Genomic DNA, 23,427 nt, shown 5'->3' with positions numbered 1-23,427 from the left:
AAAATCAATAGCAGATTTTTGGCGCAAAAATGTCTTGCTTCGTGCAAGGCATTTTTCTTTTGCAAAAAAATGTCTCTGTCATTGCCAACTATGTCCAGACAGTCCTGTGCTATAGTAACATCATCAAAGGAAACGTGATTCCAAAAACAAATAATGAAACGGAGGATTTTACAATGAAAAGAAAAATGGTATCTGCACTTCTTTGCGCGACAATGGTAGCTGGTATGGTGGTAGTTCCGGCAGCAACAGCACAGGCAGCAGACAAGAAACTGATCGGTGTTACCATGCCGACCAAGGATCTCCAGAGATGGAACCAGGATGGCGAGAACATGAAGAAAGAGCTGGAGGCAGCAGGATATGAAGTTGATCTTCAGTACGCATCCAACGATGTAAGCACACAGGTTTCTCAGCTTGAGAACCAGGTAGCAAACGGATGCGACCTTCTGGTTGTGGCATCCATCGATGGAAGCAGCCTTGGCGAGCCGCTGAAACAGGCCAAAGAAAAAGGAATTCCGGTTATCTCCTATGACCGTCTTCTTATGAATTCCGATGCAGTTTCCTATTATGCAACATTCGATAACTACAAAGTAGGACAGAAACAGGGCGAGTACCTGGTAGATGCACTGGATCTTGATAATCAGGATGGACCGTTTAACATCGAGCTGTTCACCGGAGATCCTGGTGATAACAACTGTAACTTCTTCTTCGGTGGTGCGATGGATGTTCTCCAGAAATACATCGACGACGGCAAACTGGTAGTAAAATCCGGACAGACCGAGTTTGAGCAGGTTGCTACTGCAAACTGGGATAGTGCAAAAGCACAGGACAGAATGGACACCATCATCGCAGGTAACTACTCTGACGGAACAAACCTTGACGCAGTTCTCTGCTCCAATGATTCCACAGCACTTGGTGTTGAGAATGCACTGGCAGCTTCCTACACAGGAGAATATCCGATCATCACCGGTCAGGACTGTGATACACCGAACGTTAAGAACCTTGTAGCCGGAAAACAGGCAATGTCCGTATTCAAAGACACAAGAGCTCTTGCTTCCGCAGTAGTAAAAATGGTTGACTCCATCATGAAAGGTGAGGAGCCGGAAGTTAATGATACAGAGTCCTATGACAACGGAACAGGTGTCATCCCGACATACCTTTGCGACCCGGTTGTTGTTACAACAGATAACTACAAAGAGATCCTGATCGATTCCGGATACTACACAGAGGATCAGATCAAATAAGTGAATTTTTAAGGACAGAAATTTATCACATGCAGGCGGGGATCATAACCGCCTGCATGAACAGTGGAAAGGGAGGGAAATTGAGTTGGCTAAGATACTTCTGGAAATGAAAAATATCACCAAAACTTTCCCAGGTGTAAAGGCACTGGACAATGTTAATCTCCAGGTCGAGGAAGGCGAGATCCATGCACTCGTAGGTGAGAATGGTGCCGGAAAATCTACATTGATGAATGTATTAAGTGGTATATATCCGTACGGCTCGTATGAAGGAAATATTATTTATGATGGTGAGATCTGTAAATTTAACACCATCAAAGACAGTGAACATAAAGGAATTGTAATCATCCACCAGGAACTTGCCCTGATCCCGTATATGACGATCGGTGAAAACATGTACCTGGGTAATGAAAGAGGCAAAAGCTTTTCCATCAACTGGAATGAAACTTATGGAGAAGCAGATAAATATTTGAAAATAGTAGGACTGGAGGAGTCCTCCAGAACTTTGATCAAGGATATTGGTGTAGGTAAGCAGCAGCTGGTTGAGATCGCAAAGGCACTTGCAAAAAATGCAAAACTTCTTATTCTGGATGAGCCTACCGCATCACTGAACGAAGACGATTCCAAAGCTCTTCTGGATCTTCTTCTGAAATTTAAGAAACAGGGAATGACTTCCATTATCATTTCCCATAAATTAAATGAGATCTCCTATGTGGCGGATAAGATCACAGTTATCCGAGATGGATCTACCATTGAAACACTGGATAAAAAGAAAGACGATTTTTCTGAGCAGAGGATCATTCAGGGAATGGTTGGACGTGAGATGACAGACCGGTTCCCGAAACGTCCAAATGTAAAGATTGGCGATGTTTCCATGGAGGTCAAAAACTGGAATGTTTATCATCCGCTGTATACAGAGCGTAAGGTGGTAAATGATGTGTCGTTTAAGATACATAAAGGTGAGGTTGTTGGTATCTCAGGACTGATGGGAGCCGGACGTACAGAGCTCGCCATGAGTATTTTTGGCAAGAGCTATGGTACAAAGATATCCGGGCAGATCTTCATGAACGGAAAAGAAGTGAAGCTTAATACCGTCAAGGAAGCTATTGACAACAAGCTTGCCTATGTTACTGAGGACCGAAAAGGAAACGGACTGATCCTTTCCAAATCTATCAAGATGAATACATCTCTTGCAAATATGGCTGGTGTCAGCAACGGAAAAGTAATTGATACGGACAAAGAGTATGCGGTTGCTGAGGAATACAGGAAAAAGCTGAAAACAAAATGTCCTACTGTTGAACAGAATGTTGGTAACTTAAGTGGTGGTAACCAGCAGAAGGTCCTTCTTGCAAAGTGGATGTTTGCGGAACCGGATATTCTGATCCTGGATGAACCTACAAGAGGTATCGACGTAGGTGCCAAATACGAAATTTACTGTATCATCAACGACCTGGTGGCAGCAGGTAAATCCGTGATCATGATCTCTTCTGAACTTCCGGAAGTGCTTGGAATGTCAGACAGAATCTATATCATGAACGAGGGCAGATTTGTCGGTGAGGTAAGTGGTGAGGAAGCTACTTCTGAACTGATCATGTCCAAGATCGTGAAGTCAGGTAAAGGAGAGTAAGAAGATGGAGAAAAAGATTAGTTTTTCAGAAATGTTAAAGAAATATACCATGGTCATTGTGCTTGTTTTTGTAGTGATCATGTTTTCGGTGAACACGAAGGGTGTTATGCTTCTTCCACAGAATGTAAATAACCTGGTAGCACAGAATGCGTATGTATTTATTCTTGCAACTGGTATGTTGTTCTGTATCTTAACCGGTGGTAACATCGACCTTTCTGTTGGTTCAGTTGTATGTTTTGTTGCTGCTGTCGGTGGTAAGATGATGGTTCTCAACAGCATGAATCCGTATCTTACCATGATCGTGATGCTTCTGGTAGGTATTGCCATTGGTGCATGGCAGGGATTCTGGATCGCTTACGTCCGGATTCCTCCGTTTATCGTTACTTTGGCTGGTATGCTTGCTTTCCGTGGTCTTTCCAATGTTGTTCTGGAAGGTCAGACTCTTGCTCCGATGCCGGATGCTTATCTTGGTCTTTTTAATAACTATATTCCGGATTTCCTTGGCGGAGGTGAAGGTTTTAACAGAACCTGTTTTGTAGTTGGTATTATTGTCTGCATCGTTTATGTTGCGCTGGTTATGAAGAACCGTGCGGATCGTGCGAAGAAAGGTTACAGTGTTGAGGCTTTTGGTGGTACTGCGGTGAAGATGGTCCTGATCTGTGCAGTTGTTCTTGCTTTTATGTTCAGACTTGCTCAGTACAAAGGTATTCCGAATTCTCTTCTCTGGGTTGCAGTGATCATCGCGATCTATACATACATTGCTTCCAAGACTACAACCGGTCGTTATTTTTACGCAGTTGGTGGTAATGAGAAGGCTACGAAGCTTTCCGGTATTGATACGAACAAAGTTTATTTCCTTGCTTACCTGAACATGGGTCTTCTGGCAGCTATCGCAGGTATGGTGACAATGGCCAGACTGAATTCTTCCAACCCGCAGGCTGGTACAAACTTTGAGATGGATGCGATCGGTGCCTGCTTTATCGGTGGTGCTTCTGCTTATGGTGGTACCGGTACCGTTCCTGGCGTTATCATTGGTGCACTGCTGATGGGTGTTTTGAATCTTGGTATGAGTATCATGGGTATTGACCAGAATATCCAGAAGGTTGTCAAAGGTATGGTTCTTCTTGCAGCCGTTATCTTTGATGTTGTAAGTAAGAGAAAATCTTTTATCGTAAAATAGTGGTGGTTGATAAGGGACGCCCGGGAGGACAGTTTGTTTCCCTTGCTGTTTCGGAGCCCCGATAGTACTAAGGCCCCGGAGATTTGCTAAAACCATTCTCAAAAATCCGAAACTCGCGGCTTGCCGCTCAGACAGTCGGATTTTTGAGAATAACGCAAATCTCCGGGGCCTAAGTGCTATCAGGGACTCCTGCAAAGGCTGCGGGAAAACAAACTGTCCTCCCGGGCTGTGCTTATGCTGTGGGAGAGTAGGGTGACGGGCTGTTGCCCCTTTGGGGCAAAGCGCATGGTGAGAGGGGAATTCTTCTGACGGTTGTGTGGTTGGGCCATCGGGCGCTTCGCTGGATGGCTGCAAAGGCTGAGTTTGCGCCTGTCTGACGGGAGGGGGTGAGCCGAGGCGCTTCGCTGTCGGCTTGGAGGGATGTGAGATGAAGTGATTTGGTGTTGGCTTGGAGGGATGTGAGATGAAGCGATTTGGTGTTGGCTTGGAGGGATGTGAGATGAAGCGATTTGGTGTTGGCTTGGAGGGATGTGAGATGAAGTGATTTGGTGTTGGCTTGGATGGATGTGAGATGAAGCGATTTGGTGTCGGCTTGGAGGGATGTGAGATGAAGTGATTTGGTGTTGGCTTGGATGGATGTGAGATGAAGCGATTTGGTGTTGGCTTGGAGGGATGTGAGATGAAGTGATTTGGTGTTGGCTTGGAGGGATGTGAGATGAAGTGATTTGGTGTTGGTTTGGAGGAATATGGATTTTTTTTGTTGGTTTGTGTGAGGTTTTTTGTCGGTTTTCTTGGTTTTGTGGGGGTTGTGCTTGTTTTTGGGGGATTGTTATATTATAATAAGGGAAAGTTAAAGATTATAAGATTTTGTGTTGTCGGGAGGCTGTAATGGGGAATACGGTGACGATTTGTTTTGCGAATAATAAGGGTGGCAGCGGGAAGTCTACCAGCTGTTCCAATGTGGGAGCGGCTCTTGCCGGCATGGGCAAGAAGGTTCTTCTTGTGGATGGCGATATGCAGCTGAATCTTTCCCTTTCTTTTTTTGATGAAGAGGAAGTTCTGAAGATGGCAGCTGGGGAAAAGAATCTCTACTATGCCATCGGGCATCAGTCGGATCTCAGTGATTTTATCGTGCATACGAAGTATGAGAATCTGGATCTGGTGCCGTCTTCCACTTTGATGAGTTCTGTGGAGTATGAGCTTTTTACAAAGTGGCAGAGGGAGTTTATCCTTCGGAAGTGTCTGCAGAAGGTGAAGGATTCCGGTGTTTATGATTATATTCTCATCGATGCGCCGCCGACTCTTGGTGGCTGGGTGATGAACATCTTATGTGCATCGGATTACGTTCTGGTTCCGGTGGAGGCAAGTCCGTGGGGCATGTTTGGTCTTGCAAATATGTTTGATTTCCTCAACGAAGTCCGTGAGATCGCTCCGGCGCTTCAGGTTCTGGGGATTGTGGTGACCAAGGCGGATGCCAGAAAGAATTATTTCAAACAGACCATGGAGACACTGAAAGAGATGGAGGGGATTTATCTTTTCAAATCCTTTATCCGGGTGGACAGCTCCATCGAATGGTCACAGGACAGCAGTGAACCGGTTGTGGAATTCAAAAAAAGCAGCCGCAGCGCAAAAGAATACATAGCATTGGCAGAGGAGGTAATGAATCGTGTCAGTAGGTAAAGCAAGCATCGCAAGAGCAGTAAATGCAGAAAAAGCATCCAAAACAGAAACAAAAGCAGAGGTAAAAGAGGCTGAGGTTAAAGCAGCAGAGAAGCCGGCAGAGGTAAAAGCAGAGACAGCTGAAAAAGCTGCAGAAAAGCCAGCTGCCAAGAAAACAGCAGCGAAAGCTCCTGCAAAGAAAACCACAGCAAAGAAAGTTGCCGCAACAAAAACAACCGCAAAGAAAACCACTACCAGAAAAACAACAACACGTAAAACCGCAGCAAAGAAAACAGCTGCAGCAGAAACAACAGGAACCGTAGCCCAGAACGTGATCAGCGGAGGAAACGCCGACGAACTCCAGGCCAAATTCCTCACCCCGAAGAAAGAACAGCCGGACAACAACCAGCCAGTAGGAATTAAGGACGAACTTCCGGTTTATCTGCTGTAATAGCTGATTGAATTAAAAAAACAAGTGACAAATAAAAAACTGCTATATATCTACATCATTATTGATAAGATATACAGCAGTTTTTATTTTTATCCCATAATAATTTCAGTGGGACAGCGAAGCGCCTCCCTCGTACCTTTCTACATATTGTAATATGCAGCATACACCCCATTCTGAGCGAGCAGCTCAGCATGAGTACCCCTTTCAGCGATACCATCCTCCGTGATCACAATGATCTCATCCGCATCGCGAATAGTAGAGAGTCTGTGAGCGATCGTAATCGTGGTACGGTTTTTCGAAAGCTCCTCCAGGCTCTTCTGGATCCACCGCTCGCTTTCGTTATCCAGCGCACTGGTAGCTTCATCCAGGATCAGGATCGGAGGATTTTTAAGGAACACACGTGCAATGGAAATCCTCTGCTTCTGTCCGCCGGAAAGTCTGGTACCACGTTCTCCTACATAAGTGTCGTATCCATCGGGAAGCTCCATGATAAAATCATGGATGCTTGCACATTTGGCGGCTTTGATGATCTCATCGTCAGTAGCACCTGGTTTTCCATAGGCAATATTATCTTTAATGGTTCCATCAAAAAGATAAACATCCTGCTGCACCATACCGATCTGGCTTCGAAGGCTTTTCAGAGTCAGCCCACGGATATCCTTTCCATCTACAGTAATGGAACCGCCGGTCACATCATAAAATCTTGGCAGAAGAGAGCAGATCGTGGTTTTTCCGCTTCCGGAAGGTCCCACCAGGGCAATGGATCTTCCAGCCGGGATATCGATAGAAATATCGGAAAGTACAGGAGTCTCATCATCGCTGTAATGAAAAGAAACATGATCATAACGCACATGCCCTTTCACATCCTTAAGCTCCACAGCATCATCGGCATCTTTGATCTCCGATTCCGTTTCCATCACATCCAGGAAACGGCGGAAACCGGAAAGTCCTTTCTGCATCATTTCCACAAGTTCCACCAGGATCTGGATCGGGCTGATGAAGATTCCGATATACAGGGCATACATGGCAAGATCCGCAGCCTGCATCTCGCCCTGGGCGATCAGATATCCGCCGTAAACCAGAGTCACCAGATACATCATACCCTGGAAAAACAGGTTGGAGCTCATGAAACTACCCATACAGTGGTAATTATCACGCTTGGAAACAAGGAATGCTTCGTTGCTCTTTTTAAATTTTTCCCGCTCAATGTCCTCATTTGCAAAAGACTGCACCACGCGGATTCCGGAAAGTGTATCCTGAAGACTGGCATTCACATCGCCGATCTTACGCCGGTTTTCCATGAAGGTTTCCTGCATTTTTGCATTCTGGCGGAAAGAAAAAACAAACATCACGATCACCAGGATGATCAGCGGCAGTGCCAGCTTCTTGTTGATAAAGAACAGGAAGATAAAAGCACCGACGATTTTTACCAGGGAGATAAAAAGATTTTCAGGTCCGTGATGTGCAAACTCGGAAATATCAAAAAGGTCACTGACCAGTTTGCTCATCATCTGACCGGAATTATTCCGGCTGTAATAGGAAAAAGAAAGCTCCTGATAATGGTCAAAAAGCTCCCGGCGCATATCACGCTCCATGTTTGCGCCCATCATATGTCCCTGATAGGTGACATAATATTTGCAGAGACTCTGCACAATGTACATAACAAAAAGAGAAACTGCGATCACAGGGAGGGCATGAAGAATCATAACCTTATCCTGTGTAAAGAGTGTTTTTGTCATCGTACGAAGGATCTGGGGATAGGCAAGATCCACCAGACTGATAACGGCCGCACAGATCAGGTCAATAAAAAAGACCGCTTTGTACGGGCCATAGTAGTGGATGAATTTCTTGATGGTATTCATCGAAAAAGTACCTCCGTTTTTTATGAAATGTGTGGTCTGACTGCGTCGAAAACATTGCTGTCAGACAGTCTATATTTATCTTAACATAAGAAAGAATAAAGTCAAGCTGGTTCCTTTTTATGGAAAAATCAATTTGCTCCTTGACATATCAATGCAAAAACCGTATAGTGTATTTCAGATTTGGTGTGTAACTGATGAGCAGGCATTAACCAGTCATAGATGTTATTATTTGACGTTTATGGGGGTTGGTGTCTTTTTTTGTTGCCCACTTAAAAGACTCCCGCTCCAAAACGTCGAAAGAAAAGGAGAGAGAAAACATGAAAGACAAGATTTTCGGAGTTTTGCAGCGTGTGGGACGTTCCTTTATGCTCCCTATTGCAATCCTCCCTGTGGCAGGCCTGCTTCTTGGATTCGGCAGTTCCTTCACAAATGAAACCACCATTGCAACTTACGGACTTCAGAAGATCCTGGGAGACGGAACGATTTTACATGCACTCCTGATCATCATGAACAAAGTCGGAAGTGCGGTATTTGATAACCTGCCACTGATCTTTGCGGTAGGTGTGGCCATCGGTATGGCAAAAAAAGAGAAAGAGGTAGCAGCTCTTTCCGCACTGATCGCTTACTTCGTTATGAACGTAGCCATCAATGGTATGCTGGTAGTAAATGGCAAGATCACGGCAGAAGGACAGATCGCAAAAAGCGTTCTGGAAGGTACCGTAACCTCTGTCTGCGGCATCCAGTCCTTACAGATGGGTGTGTTCGGCGGTATTATCGTCGGCCTTGGTGTTGCAGCTTTGCATAACCGCTTCCATAAGATCGTGCTTCCCAATGCACTTTCTTTCTTTGGCGGTTCCAGATTCGTGCCGATCATTTCTACCATTGTATACATGTTTGTGGGAATTCTGATGTATTTCATATGGCCGGTAGTCCAGAACGGTATTTATGCGCTGGGCGGCCTTGTGACAGGCAGCGGTTATATCGGAACCCTGATCTTTGGTATTATCAAACGTGCGCTGATCCCGTTCGGACTTCACCACGTATTTTATATGCCGTTCTGGCAGACAGCTGTTGGCGGAACCATGGAGGTTGCAGGCCAGATGGTACAGGGCGGACAGAATATTTTCTTCGCCCAGCTTGCGGATTCTGCACATGTAGTCCATTTCAGCGCAGACGCAACAAGATATTTCTCCGGAGAATTTATTTTCATGATCTTCGGTCTTCCGGGAGCAGCACTTGCCATGTACCGCTGTGCAAAGCCTGAGAAGAAAAAAGCGGCAGGCGGACTTCTTCTTTCCGCAGCCCTTGCATGTATGCTTACAGGAATCACAGAGCCACTGGAGTTCTCCTTCCTGTTCGTAGCCCCGGCACTGTTTGCAGTACAGGTTGTTCTTGCAGGTGCGGCTTATATGATCGCGCATATGCTGAATATTGCAGTAGGACTTACCTTTTCCGGCGGTTTCCTTGATCTGTTCCTGTTCGGGATCCTTCAGGGAAATGCAAAGACAAGCTGGCTCAGGATTATCCCGGTAGGTATCATTTACTTTATTCTCTATTATGTGATCTTCACCTTCCTGATCAAAAAGTTCAACTTCAAGACTCCGGGACGTGAGGATGACGACACAGAAACAAAGCTTTATACAAAAGCAGATGTAAACGCGAGAAAAGAAGCCGGAAAAGCCGGTGAAGCAGCAGGAAGCACATCCGCAGATCCGGTAAGTGAAGCTATCACAGCCGGTCTTGGCGGAAAGAAAAACATCAGCGATGTGGACTGCTGTGCAACAAGACTTCGTATCACGGTTCACGATGCGGCAAGAGTCAATGACGACATTCTGAAAACCACAGGTTCCAGAGGAATCGTGAAAAAAGGCCAGGGTGTCCAGATCATCTACGGACCACAGGTAACCGTGATCAAATCCAAACTGGAGGATTATCTGGAGACTGTGCCAAATGAGTATTTTGAAAGTGCAGAGAATGCGGATGCAGACAGCACGGGAGATCAGAGTCAGTCTGCAGCACGTACAGCAAATGATCAGAATATGCAGCAGTCAGCAGCCGGTGACAGCCAGAAGGCAGGAAGCACAGGCGAGACTGCTCAGAACGCAGGCCAGACATCCACAGCCAGCGCAGCTCAGTCAGAGAAAAAAGTTCTGAGAACAGCCATCGTCTACAGCCCGGTAACCGGTATCGCTGCAGATCTTTCCACAGCGCCGGATGAAGGCTTTGCGGAAGGAATGATGGGAGAAGGTGCCGTAGTCACACCGAAGGATCCGGTGATCTGTGCTCCGGAAGACGGCGAGGTAGAGTTTATTTTTGACACAAAACATGCTATCGGATTCCAGACAGATACAGATCTTCCGATGCTTCTCCATATCGGAATCGACACCGTGAAACTGGAAGGAAAAGGTTTCGAGATCCTGGTAGAGCAGGGACAGCATGTGAAAAAAGGTGAACCACTGATGAAGATCGATATCCCGTATCTCACAGAAAATGCTCCGTCCTTATGTTCCCCGATCCTCTGCACAGAGATCGAGGACAACCAGAGAGTACGCCTTCTGGCAAACGGAGAGATCAAGGCAGGAGAGCCGTTGTTTGCAGTGGAGACTGTGGAAGAATAAGAAATTTTTCAGCAATAATATAGATGATCATTTTATGGAAAGCGCGCCTAATGCCCGGGCGCGTTTTTCCTGTTCAGTGGTCATCAGAAGAGCTTTACACGAAAGACAGATTCTGTTACGATAAAGAAAATCGACAGCTGCAGACAGAAATGCTGACAGAATATCCGGGGCAGATGGTGAAAAAAATAAGGTAGAATGTGGAAAAGCAGCAGGATATATAAAGATGGTGGGGAAAAAAGATGTACAGAGTGAGCAAGGTATTGAACAATAACGGCGTCATTGCCATAAATATGGAAGAAAACCAGGAATATGTGCTTCTGGGAAAAGGTGTGGGATTCGGAAAAAAGGTCAGCCAGCGTTTTGAGATGCCTTCCGGCTGCACCCTTTACAGACTGGCTCAGGAGACAGAACGCGGTTCGGCAAAAGAGCTGGCAAAAAGTGTGGCGCCGGAGTTCCTTGAGATCGCAGACGAGATCTTAAGAGAAGCGGAGAAAACTTTCGGGGATACCATAGATAAGGGAATCCTGTTTCCGCTTGCAGACCACATTTCTTTTGCAGTGGGGCGTATCCGGGACCATGAGCAGATCAGCAATCCCCTGACGGACGACATCAAGGTGCTTTTTTACAGCGAATTCAAGGTGGCGGAAGTTCTGAAGAAGATCCTGAAAGAGCGGATGGATATTGAGATCGATGATCACGAGGTGGGATATGTGGCTCTCCACATTCACTCTGCACTTGGAGATGAGAAGGTGTCCGTTGCCATGCAGACAGCAAGAACGGTCCGGGAATGCATCGCCATGATCGAGATGGCTACAGGAAAAAAGATTGATGTCATCTCTCTGTCCTACAATCGTATGATGAATCACATCAAATATATGGTAGCCCGTGTCTCCACAGGGGAGACACTGAAACTGGATATGAATGATTATATAGAAGAAAAATATCCGGAATCCTACAGGATCGCAGAAGATGTCTGCGAGAGCTTGGGGAAAAGTCTTGGCAAAAAGCTGGATCCCATCGAGATCGGATATCTTGCCATGCATATCGAGCGTACGGTGGAGCAATAAATGCAAAAAATGCAAATTGCTGATTACTGGTCAATCGCGTTCATGGTCATACAGCAATGGGGAAGGCGGATAACTGATCCGGTACAGATATTTACACAATAAATTCAATGGCTTTTTTGACAGCAGTACTCATGGTAGTACTGCTGTTTGTGACCAGGCAGACTTCTCGCTGGGGAAGTGGCTCCTTAAGCTGAAGGGCAAAAACCTTCCCGTCATCGATCACTTCCTGAGCAAGTGGTTCCGGATAAAAACCGATTCCCAGATTGTGGACAATCATGGGAAGAACCTGGTCTGTAGTTGCTGCCTCAATGTCCGGATGAAAAGAGACACGGTTTTCCATAAAGTAATTCATATACATTTCTCTGGTGCTGGTCCCCTCCGCAAGACCTACAAAAGGCAGATCCTGAAGTTCATGGATGCTGATAGGAGCAGTGGTCAGATCCTTATATTTGCTTCCGCATACAAGAATCTCCCGGTAACGCAGGAGGCTTTTTTTCTGTAAAGGCTTGCGGATGGAGATCGGAGTAGTGACAATGGCGAAATCCACCGCATAATTTTTCAGTGCCTGTACAGCCTGGGGAGTAGAATGGTTGAAAAGGCGCAGGCGCACATGAGGATATTGTTCACGGAACAGCTCCAGCTTTTCCAGAAGGATCAGACGCAGGGCATTTTCACTGGCACCGATGGAAACCAGGCCATGCTCCAGCTCCCCGTTCTGTCGTATCTCCTCTTCCCCAATACTCAGCTGTTCAAAAGCCAGGGCAACGTGTTCGTAGAGCTGGCGGCCTTCCGGTGTAAGAGCGATTCCTTTGTTGGAGCGGAGAAAAAGAGTACATTTCAGTTCCTGCTCCAGGTTGTTCATACAGCGGGTGATATTTGGCTGGTTGTTATGAAGAGCCCGTGCTGCCTTGGTAAAACTTTTATACTGGGCTACATAATAAAAGATGCGGTAGTAGTCGTAAGTAATCATGTATAGTCTCCATCCTGTGATATGATTTTAATATGTTTACGATATTAATAATACTTTTTACATTTGCTTCTGAGCAAACTATAATACACCCGAGGAAAAAAATCAATGACGGGAGTGATTTGGAGTGGTTTCAGGAGGCAGAAAGCTGCAGAGCGCAGACAGGCAGATGTCAGAAGCTTTTATTACAAGTATATTTCTGGCAATGTCCGGCGGATTTCAGGATGCCTACACATATTTTACAAGAGATGAGGTGTTTTCCAACGCCCAGACCGGCAACGTGGTGCTGATGAGCCAGAATTTTATGACAGGACAGTGGGGAGACGGTTTAAGGTACCTGTTCCCTGTTTTAGCCTTTGCCATTGGTGTTGTAGCGGCGGAGCGAATCCAGAATACCTTTAAATATGCAAAAAAACTTCACTGGAGGCAGATGATCCTGCTGATCGAGATCCTGATCCTTTTTGCGGTGGGATTTATGCCGGGAGAATTGGATATGCTGGCAACCGTACTGGTATCCTTTTCCTGCGCCATGCAGGTACAGACCTTCCGGAAGGTGGGCGGTTATTCCTATGCAAGCACTATGTGCATCGGAAATTTACGAAGCGGCACGGCGGCGTTGTCCGTGTATTGTCGTGAAAAACGTCCGGAACAGCTGAAGCAGGCTCTTTATTATTTCGGAATAATTTTCTTTTTTGCCATTGGAGCCGGTGGCGGAGGAAATCTGTCCATGAGGCTGGGGATCCCGGCAATCTGGGTATCGGATGTTTTGCTTCTGATCAGCTTTATTCTGATGTTTTCCAGTAAACATAGAGATTAGAAAGGGTGAGGAATTGTGGAAAACAGCACATTATTCCCAAGAGAGGAAAAGGCGGAGCTTTTATTTGAAAAGATCCTGAAGGATCCGGAGGCGTGCAGACGGCTGACGGAGACCTTCTATGAATCCATGGATGCGGATACAGACATAGAATGCGGATATCTTCCTCCGGAAAAATTCGCCTATGCATTGCTGGACGCATATAAAAACCGTGATCTGACAGCTCTCCTTATGGCAATCTGCCAGAACAGTATGTTTGATCTTCTGCGAAATTCTTTTCTGGCACCGTTCAGGTTCAATGCAGATGGACAGGAGAATCCGGTGTTTCTCACAGATGAAAAAGGAAATTTTCTGCGGGAAAAGGGAATTCATGTAAGTGACAGGGATTACGACCGGTTCCGCAGGATATACAGGGAGAAGCAGGGCGTAAAGATGTATCTGGCGTATGGCTACCGGAAGCGCCATGCCTATGATGAAGATACCATGGAAGTAGAAGAGTACAAAATGGGCGAACATATCGGTGTGCTGCTGGTGTATGAGCTTCCGGACAGCGTAAGGGAAAAGGAAACGGAGGCACAGGCCTATGCGGCTGTATGGGATATCATGATGGCAATTCAGAAGAAGCTTCCAAGAGCTTTTGTGTATTATGGGCAGGATTCTGTGGAGGATGGTGGCAAACGTTATGACGGACTGGGAGTTTTTCTACCCATCCATAAATTTGCGGACCGCCTGGAAAAAATGATCGGGATCGCTGATGAGATCGTAATGAAATAGAGTGTACAAAAAAGGACTGCTTTTGTATTGCTCCGGTTATCAGAAGGATAGCTGATGACCGGAAGCTACAGAAAGCAGTCCTTTTTGTATGCCCATCAGGTGCAGTAGCGGAACATTTTGTCCGTAAGGATCCTGGCGAAAATAAGGCCCAGGGGAAGAGCAACGATGATCAGGATCGCAGCTGCAAACCAGGAGGCGGAAACATTCAGGGACATGATCCCCAGATTGTAGATCGCCCGGTAGAGATAAAGTCCGGGAACCATGATCACAATGGATGGTACGGTAATGGAAATCCTGGGATATCCCACTTTGGTTTTGATGAGGGAGGCCAGAAGTCCGGCTGTCAGTGCTCCGAAAAAAGCCGCGGCAGCAGGTGGGAAACCGGCAAGATCAACAAGCTCCAGACGCAAAGTGTTGGACAGTGCGCCGATGAAGGCGGCAGCTGCGGCTAGACGGACAGGGCTGTTGAACATGACCGAAAAGCCGAATACCCCGCAGAAGCTTGCCAGAAGCCGGAACAGTATCCTCTGAGCTGCCGAAAGCTCCAGAGGCAGGAAATCTACAGGCTTCAGATGAAGAAGCAGTGCCATCAGCCAGGCAGAGACAGCAGCCACCATTACAACAATAATGGCGTAGGCCAGTCGTTCCAGACCGGAACGCATATCCAGCTTGGCAAGGTCGATCCCGCTTGTGATAAACGGAAAGCCCGGAATGATAAACAGCATGGAACAGATGTATCCGGCCTCATGCTGGACGGAAATGTGGAACAGAAGCTCTGCCAGCTTCAGGAAGCCTGCATATACAAGACAGGCTGAGGAAACAGAAACTGCAATGCACATAAACAGAGTAAAATGATGCTTGCCAAGCTTGCAGCGGATGGCGTTTCCGATGCCTGCGCCTGCAAAAGCCAGGATCATTTCCAGCGGGCCACCGCCCAGAAGAAAAGTAAATGCACCACAGGCCAGTGCAGAAGCCAGTCCCAGGGCGGCAGGGGAATAAAGCCCGTGGATCCGCTCGATCTCATCTAACTGACTGTGCAGTGCTTCACCGCTCATATGGATACCCTCCGCAGGAAAATCACTGACAAAATGTTCCAGCCTGTTCAGTCTGGAAGTATTTACGCCGGTGGTAGTCAGACTAAGTGCATGGGAAAAACTGCTCTCACCGTCAAAGCAGGTGTAGCTTATAGACATCAGTCCGATATCTGCGGAGCAGGTGATGCCAAGTGCTTCTGACAATGTATTCATGGAACTCCGTACCCGCCAGGCACCGGTCCCACAGGAGAGAAGCATCATGCCTGTACGGCCGATCAGGGAAGCTTTTTCGGAAAGAGAAGCCTCGGTGATGGGCTGGCTGTTCCTGGCGCTTACGTAGTTGTGCCAGGGGATTTTCATATGATTACGTTTAACCGGAATATCTGACACAGAAATCACTTCTTTCTATATATTAAAATCATATAGTTGCTATTATAAATATATATAATAACTATAATCAGATATATTGTAGCCATTATTCTGAAAAAGTCAAGTATAGATGGAGTAAAATCTGACAGTACCAAAACGTCACTGTTAAAGATTTATCATTTTTTTGCGGAAAATGAATTTTTTTGGTTGCTTTTACGTACAATTTATGTATAATTGTGGATAGGGATGTTGGAATGACCAATTCCTATGGCAGGATGACGAGAACCTGCAAGAGTAGGTGGCTATCATAATTACTATTAAAGAAGAGAGGTAAATGTTAAGATGGCAAAAATCGATTTAACAAAGTATGGTATTACCGGAACAACTGAGATCGTGTACAATCCTTCTTACGAGACATTATTCGAGGAAGAGACCAAACCAGAGCTTGAGGGATTTGAGAAAGGTCAGGTCAGCGAGCTTGGTGCTGTCAACGTAATGACAGGTATCTACACAGGACGTTCCCCTAAAGACAAATATATCGTTATGGATGAGAACTCCAAAGACACAGTTTGGTGGACATCCGATGAGTACAAAAACGATAACCATCCGGCAACTCAGGAAGCATGGGCTGCAGTTAAAGATCTTGCTAAGAAAGAGCTTTCCAACAAGAGACTTTTCGTAGTAGATGCATTCTGCGGAGCTAACAAAGATACACGTATGGCTATCCGTTTCATCGTTGAGGTTGCTTGGCAGGCACACTTCGTAACAAACATGTTCATTCAGCCAACAGCTGAGGAGCTTGAGAACTTTGAGCCAGATTTCGTTGTTTACAACGCATCCAAGGCTAAAGTTGAGAACTACAAAGAGCTGGGTCTTAACTCCGAGACAGCTGTAATGTTCAACATTACAAGCCGTGAGCAGGTTATCGTAAATACATGGTACGGCGGAGAGATGAAGAAAGGTATGTTCTCCATGATGAACTACTATCTGCCGCTTAAGGGCATCGCTTCCATGCACTGCTCTGCAAACACAGACCTTAACGGAGAGAACACAGCAATCTTCTTCGGTCTTTCCGGAACAGGTAAGACAACACTTTCCACAGATCCTAAGCGTCTCCTGATCGGTGATGACGAGCACGGCTGGGATGACAACGGAGTATTCAACTTCGAGGGTGGATGCTACGCTAAGGTTATCAACCTTGACAAAGAGTCTGAGCCGGACATCTACAATGCGATCAAGAGAAACGCTCTTCTTGAGAATGTAACACTTGATAAAGATGGAAAGATCGACTTCGCTGACAAGAGCGTAACAGAGAACACACGTGTTTCCTACCCGATCAACCACATCGAGAACATCGTTCGCCCGGTATCTTCTGCACCGGCAGCTAAAGAAGTTATCTTCCTGTCCGCAGATGCATTCGGCGTACTTCCTCCAGTATCTATCCTGACACCGGAGCAGACACAGTACTACTTCCTTTCCGGATTCACAGCTAAACTTGCTGGTACAGAGCGTGGAATCACAGAGCCTACTCCTACATTCTCCGCTTGCTTCGGACAGGCATTCCTTGAGCTTCACCCGACAAAATATGCTGAGGAGCTCGTTAAGAAAATGGAGAAGAGCGGTGCGAAAGCATACCTCGTTAACACAGGATGGAACGGAACTGGAAAACGTATCTCCATCAAAGATACTCGTGGTATCATCGATGCTATCCTTGACGGATCTATTCTTAAAGCTCCGACAAAGAAGATCCCATTCTTCAACTTCGAGGTTCCGACAGAGCTTCCAGGCGTAGATCCTGCAATCCTTGACCCACGTGACACATATGCAGACGCTGCAGAGTGGGAGACAAAGGCTAAAGATCTTGCTGCAAGATTCGTTAAGAACTTTGTTAAATATGAAGGAAATGCTGCTGGTAAAGCACTCGTTGCTGCTGGCCCGCAGGCATAATCGATCATTCCAACTGAATACAGATCGTAGATTTGACCGGGAGTGGATTTATCCGCTCCCGGTTTTATAATATCTGTAATACCTTAAAATCCTACTATAAAATATAAAAAATCTTTGGCTTGACTAACAGATGGTGCAAGGTGTATCCTTTCTGGGAAGTCAAGCGGAAGACCCGCAAGACTGTAAAAATTCTCTTTGCACTGCATTACATTCGAACAGGATGCGAGATCAACAGTACAAACTGAGCAGGCGACGCCATTCAGAAACAGAGTATTTATCTGAGGGCGTGGGGCCGGGCCGCAGGAAGCGGCAGCGGATATGGATTTGAACGCAAATTGTGAAACAATTGCATTCATGAATATGTAGTGAAGCGGAAGATGAGTATCCGCTTTACTTTCAGACATATCTGCGGGACAGTGTATGTTTCGCAGGTATGTCTTTTTTACTGCAAAAATATGGATGGAACAGAAGGTAGAAACTGGGAGATCCCTATGTAGATAAGAAAGAACACCGGCGGAAATCGCAGTTCAGCGAGTAGTGAAAGAACCGCCGGTTTTTTCACGGAAAATGTTGTGCCATAAGAAAGACCAGAATCATATGCTAATCAAAAGGAGGTCCTGTTTATGGAACACACAAAAAACGAAACGATTATACACGACACAGATAAAGAAAGCTCATGGGAACAGCAGACGGCGATGAAGGTGTCCGGGATCAGTATCCTGGTAAATCTGCTGTTATCCATATTTAAACTTATCGCCGGTATTGCGGCGCATTCCGGAGCGATGATTTCTGATGCGATCCATTCTGCATCCGATGTGGGAAGTACTTTTATTGTTATCATCGGTGTCCGTCTTTCTGCAAAAAAATCGGACAAGGAGCATCAGTACGGACATGAGAGAATGGAGTGCGTTTCTTCCATTGTTCTTGCGGGGATGCTGCTTGTAACAGGTCTTGGCATCGGCATTACCGGTGTCCGTGATATTGTAAAAAGTACATCCGGCGGAACGATCGCCATCCCTGGAACCCTTGCGCTGATCGCGGCAGTGGTATCCATCGTGACAAAAGAGTGGATGTTCTGGTACACAAGAGGTGCTGCGAAGAAGATCAATTCCGGAGCACTGATGGCAGATGCATGGCATCACCGCTCTGATGCACTTTCCTCTATCGGAGCCTTTGTGGGTATCTTCGGAGCAAGACTGGGATACCCCATCCTGGATCCTGTTGCCAGTATCGTGATCTGCTTTATGATCGCCAAAGCTGCGATCGATATTTTCAGGGATGCTATTGACAAGATGGTAGATCACTCCTGTGATGCAAAAACCGAAGAATCGATGCGCCGTGAGATCCTCAAGGTGCCGGGCGTCAGAAGAGTGGATCTTCTTCGAACCCGCCTTTTCGGATCCAAAATGTATGTGGATATCGAGATCGCGGCGGCAGGAGAAATATCCCTCAACGATGCACATGATATTGCGGAAAATGTGCATCATACCATCGAAGATAAATTCAAAGACGTAAAGCACTGCATGGTGCATGTGAACCCCATCAATGGATAAAAAACAGGCCGCCGGAACGACAATGATAAGGTCGTTCCGGCGGCCTGTTCTTTGCATAGAGAAACACCCGGTAGGGGAGCTACCGGGTGTTTCGAGGGGAGTATAAATAATTAAATAAGGGGTTATGTAAAAAAAATTTTTGAAGGGTAAATTCTTTTTACAAGAATGATTATAATATAAACTGGAAAAAAAAGCAATATCATTTTGGCGAATAATCTCCAAACTTTTTGGGATACTATTTCCTGTAATAAAAAGCGGCAGAAAGCTTCAGAAAGCCGCAAAAATCAACTTCATCAGGAGGTAATTCAAATGGCGAAAAATTACGAAACAGACAGAAATGAGTCCAATTATGCGGGAAAAAATTACGGGGAAAGTGATTCCAGAAACTGCGGAAAAAACAGTTCCAGAAACAGCTCCAGAAATTCTTCTAAAAACAGTTCCAAAAACAGCTACGGCAACAGTTACGGAAACAAAACATCCGACGAGTACGATTCAGAGAAAGACAGAGAGTCCGACAGATACTAGATATTCAGGGTAAGTGATCCGGAAGATACTAGGCAGAGGATCAATACGCAATAAGCAGAAGCACCATTTTTATGCGGTACAGGATCCATCAGTCAGTTGGCCGGATCATACAGAAAAAATCGGAAAAAAAGCGGGAAAAAGTCAGAGCTGGCTTTCTCCCGCTTCCATACATATAAGGGAACATTCCTACAGAAGCTTCCATATAATATAGCAAAAAGAGGAGAGATTTTTCCATGTTTCAGATCGAAACTATCTCTGCCAAAATGCTGGATTATTATGTGGAGCGCAGTGACGCCGTTATCATAGATCTCCGGGATCCGGTCTCCTACAAAAAGGGACATGTCCGGAACGCAGTAAACATTCCATACCATGAGCTGGAAGAATATCTTGAGAAAAAACAGGATCAGAGGTACCAGTTTCCAAAAGATAAGATCCTGATACTATACTGTGACCGCGGTGGTGCCAGCATGCAGGCCGCCCGGAGCCTGGCAAGAGCGGGCTGCCGCACCCGGTCTGTGATCGGCGGATTTGCAGCCTACAGAGGCCGGAATCTTGTAAGCGGATAAAACAGAGTAATAGATCAGAGGAAACGGGAAATCGCAGGGCGGCATCGAAACGGAATCACTGTTCGTTCCGTGACCAGCATCGAAGGGGATTACGAATGCATGACTGGCAATGGCTTGTGCTTGTATTTTAAAGGAAATCATGATAATGTAAAGAACAGGAATAAAAATGACACAAACCACAAGGAGAAAAGATTATGAAATATATGTTCGCGTCCGATGTACATGGTTCGGCATACTACTGCCGGAAAATGCTGGAAGCATATGACGAAGAGAAGGCGGAGAGACTGGTACTTCTGGGAGATCTGCTTTATCACGGTCCGAGAAATGACCTTCCGAAGGAATACGCACCGAAGGAAGTCATCCGCCTTTTAAATGAAAGAAAAAATCAGATCTACGCAGTACGCGGAAACTGTGAGGCAGAGGTAGACCAGATGGTCCTTGACTTCCCGGTGATGGCAGACTACTGCATTCTCGCCATCGATGGAAAAACTCTGTACGCCACACACGGTCACATCTACAACAAAGATAACCTTCCGCCAATGATGGACGGCGACATCCTGATCCACGGCCATACACATGTGCTGAAAGCAGAAAACATGGGAAATTATATCCTTCTGAACCCAGGTTCCGTATCCATTCCAAAGGAAGGCAACCCGCCAACCTACGCAATCCTTGAGAACGGAATTTTTACAATCAAAGACTTTGAAGGAAATACAGTACGGGAGATCACTTTATGAATCTGTGGGAATTAACAGCGCCCTGCCATTTCGGAACAGAGGCGGTACTGAAACGTGAAATACTGGACCTTGGTTATGAAGTGACCAAAGTGGAAGACGGAAGAGTAACTTTTGAGGCAGACGCCCAGGGTGTGGCAGACGCCAATCTGTTCCTCCGCACCACAGAACGCGTCCTTCTGAAAGTAGGCGAAGTAAAAGCCGAGACATTCGACGAACTTTTTGAGAAGACCAAGGCTCTCCCATGGGAGAATTACATACCGAAGAACGGTAAATTCTGGGTAGCCAAGGCAAACTCCATCAAGAGTAAACTTTTCAGCCCATCCGATATCCAGTCCATCATGAAAAAAGCCATCGTAGAACGTCTCAAAGGCATCTACGGAATTTCCTGGTTCCCGGAAGACGGTCCGGAATTCCCAATCCGTGTGGCATTTATGAAAGATGTGGCCCTGATCGGGATCGATACTTCCGGCGTATCTCTTCATAAGAGAGGATACCGCCAGATGACCGTGAAAGCACCCATCACAGAGACACTTGCCAGCGCACTTCTGATGCTGACCCCGTGGAAAAAAGACCGTATTCTCGTGGATCCTTTCTGCGGAAGTGGTACCTTTCCCATTGAGGCGGCAATGATGGCAGCGGATATGGCACCTGGAATGAACCGCCACTTCCTGGCTGAGAGCTGGGAACATCTCATCCCGAAGGAATGCTGGGAAGATGCAAGAGAAGAAGCCAGAGAGCGGGTAAATCTTGATATTGAGACGGATATCCAGGGCTTTGACATCGATGCGGCAGCTATCAAGGCAGCACGGGCCAATGCAAAGATGGCAGGAGTGGACAAACTGATCCATTTTCAGCAGAGACCGGTCAGCGAACTCCGCCACTCCAAACCGTTTGGTTTTATTGTGACCAATCCGCCCTATGGTGAGCGAATCGAGGAAAAAGAGAATCTTCCGGCACTGTACCGTGAGATCGGCGAGAGCTATAAGCGCCTGGATCGCTGGTCCATGTATCTTATCACCGCCTATGACAAGGCAGAGAATGATATCGGCCGAAAAGCAGACAAGAACCGTAAGATCTATAACGGAATGATGAAAACCTACTATTACCAGTTCCTTGGACCACGTCCGCCGAAGAAAGGAAGTATAAAAGAATGAAAAAGATCATTTTTGCCACTGGAAACGAGGGGAAAATGAAGGAGATCCGAAGGATACTTGCGGATCCCCAGCTTGAGATCCTTTCCCTGAAAGATGCCGGAATCCATGCGGATATCGACGAAAATGGAAAAAGCTTCGAAGAAAATGCCATGATCAAAGCTGAGGCCATCTGCAAAATGACCGGTGAGATCGTTCTGGCAGATGATTCCGGCCTTGAGATCGACTATCTGAATAAAGAGCCGGGAATCTATTCCGCACGTTACATGGGAGAGGACACTTCCTACCACATCAAAAACGCGAACCTGATCGAACGTCTGGAAGGTGTACCGGATGAGAAACGTACCGCACGTTTTGTCTGTGCCATTGCGGCGGCTTTCCCGGATGGCAGAAGAGAGACGGTCCGTGCCACCATGGAGGGGCGCATTGGATACGAGGAAAAAGGCGAGAACGGTTTTGGCTATGACCCGATCTTTTATCTTCCGGAATATGGCTGCACTTCCGCAGAACTTTCCATGGAAGAAAAAAACAGGATCAGCCATCGCGGAAAAGCCCTTCGCCTTATAAAGGAAGAACTTGTATGAAGGTGCTGATCGTGAGCGATACCCACGGAAGAGATGAAAACCTGGAGATCGCAGTAAACCGGGAAGCTCCTTTTGACATGCTGGTGCATTGTGGAGACGTGGAAGGCAGAGAATTTTATATCGAAGCCCTCGCAGACTGTCCCTGCAGCATTGTATCCGGAAATAATGATTTTTTCTCCGATCTTCCAAGAGAAGATGTGATCGACATTGAAGGAAATAAGGTACTGGTGACACATGGTCACTATTATGGCGTGTCCATGGCTTTTGACCAGCTGGCAGATGCTGCAAAACAGCGTGGCTGCAATGCGGCATTTTTCGGACACATTCACGTGCCGGTCCTGGAAAAAGAAGACGGAATTCTTCTTGTAAACCCCGGAAGTCTGGCCTTCCCAAGGCAACGGGGCAGAAGACCCAGCTATGCAGTTCTGGAAACGGACGGAAACGGCGGGATGGATGTGGAGATCCGGTACTTATAAATAAGAAGTATTATATAGAAAAAAAGAAATGCCGCAGAGTTGTATACTCTGCGACAAACAAAAAGACGCCTGTACAATATTTACAGGCGTCATATGAACTAAAATTATTGGAGTAAATATAGAAACTATATCATTTTATATAAGATCAGGCAAGTTTGGTTCTCGTTCGATAGCACTACTGTGCTAAGCATAAGCGAGCTATCCCCGTGTGTCCCACGGTTGTGTTAT

The 23,427-nt window shown here is 46.2% G+C and carries 20 protein-coding genes and 1 riboswitch; of the genes, 17 read left to right on the top strand and 3 right to left on the bottom strand.

Annotated elements, in window-relative coordinates; all coding sequences use genetic code 11:
• Nucleotides 1-212 precede the first annotated feature (212 nt).
• The 5 genes from chvE (at nucleotide 213) to GPK81_RS12755 (ending at nucleotide 6,155) form a co-directional block, all read left to right on the top strand.
• On the top strand, nucleotides 213-1,241 hold the full coding sequence (gene chvE, locus GPK81_RS12775; RefSeq protein ID WP_244094493.1) for a multiple monosaccharide ABC transporter substrate-binding protein: 1,029 nt from the start codon (nucleotides 213-215) through the stop codon (nucleotides 1,239-1,241).
• Nucleotides 1,242-1,326: 85 nt separating this feature from the next.
• Nucleotides 1,327-2,865, top strand: coding sequence for a multiple monosaccharide ABC transporter ATP-binding protein (gene mmsA / locus GPK81_RS12770; RefSeq protein ID WP_215707172.1), 1,539 nt, complete (start codon nucleotides 1,327-1,329; stop codon nucleotides 2,863-2,865).
• Between the two features lie 4 nt (nucleotides 2,866-2,869).
• Entirely contained in the window at nucleotides 2,870-4,045 is a 1,176-nt protein-coding gene (gene mmsB, locus GPK81_RS12765; RefSeq protein WP_119247797.1) for a multiple monosaccharide ABC transporter permease, read from the top strand.
• Nucleotides 4,046-4,933: 888 nt separating this feature from the next.
• Nucleotides 4,934-5,725 (top strand): ParA family protein, encoded by a 792-nt coding sequence (locus GPK81_RS12760; RefSeq protein WP_215707171.1) that lies wholly within the window; start codon nucleotides 4,934-4,936, stop codon nucleotides 5,723-5,725.
• Nucleotides 5,712-6,155, top strand: coding sequence for a hypothetical protein (locus tag GPK81_RS12755; RefSeq protein ID WP_215707170.1), 444 nt, complete (start codon nucleotides 5,712-5,714; stop codon nucleotides 6,153-6,155). The genes GPK81_RS12760 and GPK81_RS12755 overlap by 14 nt, the downstream gene beginning before the upstream one ends.
• A 140-nt stretch (nucleotides 6,156-6,295) precedes the next feature.
• On the opposite strand, the gene GPK81_RS12750 is transcribed toward GPK81_RS12755, so the two are convergent.
• Nucleotides 6,296-8,017 (bottom strand): ABC transporter ATP-binding protein, encoded by a 1,722-nt coding sequence (locus GPK81_RS12750; protein WP_215707169.1) that lies wholly within the window; start codon nucleotides 8,015-8,017, stop codon nucleotides 6,296-6,298.
• Between the two features lie 317 nt (nucleotides 8,018-8,334).
• Here GPK81_RS12750 and GPK81_RS12745 point away from each other — a divergent pair, with 317 nt between their 5' ends.
• Both GPK81_RS12745 and GPK81_RS12740 read left to right on the top strand, forming a co-directional pair.
• Nucleotides 8,335-10,635 carry a PTS transporter subunit IIABC gene (locus tag GPK81_RS12745; RefSeq protein ID WP_215707168.1) on the top strand — a complete coding sequence of 767 codons (2,301 nt, stop codon included), beginning with the start codon at nucleotides 8,335-8,337 and terminating at the stop codon, nucleotides 10,633-10,635.
• Nucleotides 10,636-10,874: 239 nt separating this feature from the next.
• Nucleotides 10,875-11,702 (top strand): PRD domain-containing protein, encoded by an 828-nt coding sequence (locus GPK81_RS12740; protein WP_148448678.1) that lies wholly within the window; start codon nucleotides 10,875-10,877, stop codon nucleotides 11,700-11,702.
• Between the two features lie 91 nt (nucleotides 11,703-11,793).
• Here the strand turns inward: GPK81_RS12740 and GPK81_RS12735 are convergent, their stop codons facing one another.
• Nucleotides 11,794-12,672 carry a LysR family transcriptional regulator gene (locus GPK81_RS12735; protein ID WP_173736840.1) on the bottom strand — a complete coding sequence of 293 codons (879 nt, stop codon included), beginning with the start codon at nucleotides 12,670-12,672 and terminating at the stop codon, nucleotides 11,794-11,796.
• Nucleotides 12,673-12,838: 166 nt separating this feature from the next.
• Between GPK81_RS12735 and GPK81_RS12730 the strand changes: the two genes are divergently transcribed.
• Together GPK81_RS12730 and GPK81_RS12725 are read left to right on the top strand one after the other, a co-directional pair.
• Nucleotides 12,839-13,486, top strand: coding sequence for a YoaK family protein (locus GPK81_RS12730; RefSeq protein WP_118070799.1), 648 nt, complete (start codon nucleotides 12,839-12,841; stop codon nucleotides 13,484-13,486).
• Between the two features lie 15 nt (nucleotides 13,487-13,501).
• Nucleotides 13,502-14,257 (top strand): DUF4866 domain-containing protein, encoded by a 756-nt coding sequence (locus tag GPK81_RS12725; RefSeq protein ID WP_173739789.1) that lies wholly within the window; start codon nucleotides 13,502-13,504, stop codon nucleotides 14,255-14,257.
• A gap of 95 nt (nucleotides 14,258-14,352) precedes the next feature.
• Here GPK81_RS12725 and GPK81_RS12720 read toward each other — a convergent pair whose 3' ends face one another.
• Nucleotides 14,353-15,651 carry a threonine/serine ThrE exporter family protein gene (locus GPK81_RS12720; RefSeq protein ID WP_173722816.1) on the bottom strand — a complete coding sequence of 433 codons (1,299 nt, stop codon included), beginning with the start codon at nucleotides 15,649-15,651 and terminating at the stop codon, nucleotides 14,353-14,355.
• Nucleotides 15,652-16,002: 351 nt separating this feature from the next.
• Between GPK81_RS12720 and pckA the strand changes: the two genes are divergently transcribed.
• The 8 genes from pckA to GPK81_RS12680 all read left to right on the top strand — a co-directional run bounded on the left by pckA (nucleotide 16,003) and on the right by GPK81_RS12680 (nucleotide 23,199).
• Complete coding sequence (pckA, locus tag GPK81_RS12715; RefSeq protein ID WP_148448674.1) at nucleotides 16,003-17,607, top strand: phosphoenolpyruvate carboxykinase (ATP); 1,605 nt, start codon at nucleotides 16,003-16,005, stop codon at nucleotides 17,605-17,607.
• 231 nt (nucleotides 17,608-17,838) lie between these two features.
• A riboswitch (NiCo riboswitch) is annotated at nucleotides 17,839-18,026 on the top strand.
• A gap of 204 nt (nucleotides 18,027-18,230) precedes the next feature.
• Complete coding sequence (locus tag GPK81_RS12710; RefSeq protein ID WP_021976237.1) at nucleotides 18,231-19,160, top strand: cation diffusion facilitator family transporter; 930 nt, start codon at nucleotides 18,231-18,233, stop codon at nucleotides 19,158-19,160.
• Nucleotides 19,161-19,469: 309 nt separating this feature from the next.
• The gene (locus tag GPK81_RS12705) at nucleotides 19,470-19,685 is read left to right on the top strand and encodes a hypothetical protein (protein ID WP_021976238.1); all 216 of its coding nucleotides are present in this window, start codon (nucleotides 19,470-19,472) and stop codon (nucleotides 19,683-19,685) included.
• 233 nt (nucleotides 19,686-19,918) lie between these two features.
• The gene (locus tag GPK81_RS12700) at nucleotides 19,919-20,251 is read left to right on the top strand and encodes a rhodanese-like domain-containing protein (protein ID WP_118062721.1); all 333 of its coding nucleotides are present in this window, start codon (nucleotides 19,919-19,921) and stop codon (nucleotides 20,249-20,251) included.
• Nucleotides 20,252-20,445: 194 nt separating this feature from the next.
• Nucleotides 20,446-20,988 carry a phosphodiesterase gene (yfcE, locus tag GPK81_RS12695; RefSeq protein ID WP_021976240.1) on the top strand — a complete coding sequence of 181 codons (543 nt, stop codon included), beginning with the start codon at nucleotides 20,446-20,448 and terminating at the stop codon, nucleotides 20,986-20,988.
• Nucleotides 20,985-22,142 (top strand): THUMP domain-containing class I SAM-dependent RNA methyltransferase, encoded by a 1,158-nt coding sequence (locus GPK81_RS12690; protein ID WP_021976241.1) that lies wholly within the window; start codon nucleotides 20,985-20,987, stop codon nucleotides 22,140-22,142. Before yfcE ends, GPK81_RS12690 begins: the two co-directional genes overlap by 4 nt.
• Complete coding sequence (locus GPK81_RS12685) at nucleotides 22,139-22,723, top strand: XTP/dITP diphosphatase (protein ID WP_021976242.1); 585 nt, start codon at nucleotides 22,139-22,141, stop codon at nucleotides 22,721-22,723. The genes GPK81_RS12690 and GPK81_RS12685 overlap by 4 nt, the downstream gene beginning before the upstream one ends.
• Entirely contained in the window at nucleotides 22,720-23,199 is a 480-nt protein-coding gene (locus tag GPK81_RS12680; protein ID WP_021976243.1) for a metallophosphoesterase family protein, read from the top strand. The genes GPK81_RS12685 and GPK81_RS12680 overlap by 4 nt, the downstream gene beginning before the upstream one ends.
• Nucleotides 23,200-23,427 lie beyond the last annotated feature (228 nt).

Origin of the sequence: Blautia sp. MCC283 (genome assembly GCF_018785565.1) — a bacterium.
Lineage (GTDB): Bacteria > Bacillota > Clostridia > Lachnospirales > Lachnospiraceae > Blautia_A.
This window is presented reverse-complemented; position numbering and strand designations above follow the sequence as displayed.

Coding starts and splice junctions, on each gene's coding strand:
- chvE (WP_244094493.1), top strand. CDS start 213: ATGGTAGCTGGTATGGTGGTAGTTCCGGCAGCAACAGCACAGGCAGCA.
- mmsB (WP_119247797.1), top strand. CDS start 2,870: ATGGAGAAAAAGATTAGTTTTTCAGAAATGTTAAAGAAATATACCATG.
- GPK81_RS12760 (WP_215707171.1), top strand. CDS start 4,934: ATGGGGAATACGGTGACGATTTGTTTTGCGAATAATAAGGGTGGCAGC.
- GPK81_RS12750 (WP_215707169.1), bottom strand. CDS start 8,017: ATGAATACCATCAAGAAATTCATCCACTACTATGGCCCGTACAAAGCG.
- GPK81_RS12745 (WP_215707168.1), top strand. CDS start 8,335: ATGAAAGACAAGATTTTCGGAGTTTTGCAGCGTGTGGGACGTTCCTTT.
- GPK81_RS12740 (WP_148448678.1), top strand. CDS start 10,875: ATGTACAGAGTGAGCAAGGTATTGAACAATAACGGCGTCATTGCCATA.
- GPK81_RS12735 (WP_173736840.1), bottom strand. CDS start 12,672: ATGATTACTTACGACTACTACCGCATCTTTTATTATGTAGCCCAGTAT.
- GPK81_RS12730 (WP_118070799.1), top strand. CDS start 12,839: ATGTCAGAAGCTTTTATTACAAGTATATTTCTGGCAATGTCCGGCGGA.
- GPK81_RS12720 (WP_173722816.1), bottom strand. CDS start 15,651: ATGAAAATCCCCTGGCACAACTACGTAAGCGCCAGGAACAGCCAGCCC.
- pckA (WP_148448674.1), top strand. CDS start 16,003: ATGGCAAAAATCGATTTAACAAAGTATGGTATTACCGGAACAACTGAG.
- GPK81_RS12710 (WP_021976237.1), top strand. CDS start 18,231: ATGGAACACACAAAAAACGAAACGATTATACACGACACAGATAAAGAA.
- GPK81_RS12705 (WP_021976238.1), top strand. CDS start 19,470: ATGGCGAAAAATTACGAAACAGACAGAAATGAGTCCAATTATGCGGGA.
- GPK81_RS12700 (WP_118062721.1), top strand. CDS start 19,919: ATGTTTCAGATCGAAACTATCTCTGCCAAAATGCTGGATTATTATGTG.
- yfcE (WP_021976240.1), top strand. CDS start 20,446: ATGAAATATATGTTCGCGTCCGATGTACATGGTTCGGCATACTACTGC.
- GPK81_RS12690 (WP_021976241.1), top strand. CDS start 20,985: ATGAATCTGTGGGAATTAACAGCGCCCTGCCATTTCGGAACAGAGGCG.
- GPK81_RS12685 (WP_021976242.1), top strand. CDS start 22,139: ATGAAAAAGATCATTTTTGCCACTGGAAACGAGGGGAAAATGAAGGAG.
- GPK81_RS12680 (WP_021976243.1), top strand. CDS start 22,720: ATGAAGGTGCTGATCGTGAGCGATACCCACGGAAGAGATGAAAACCTG.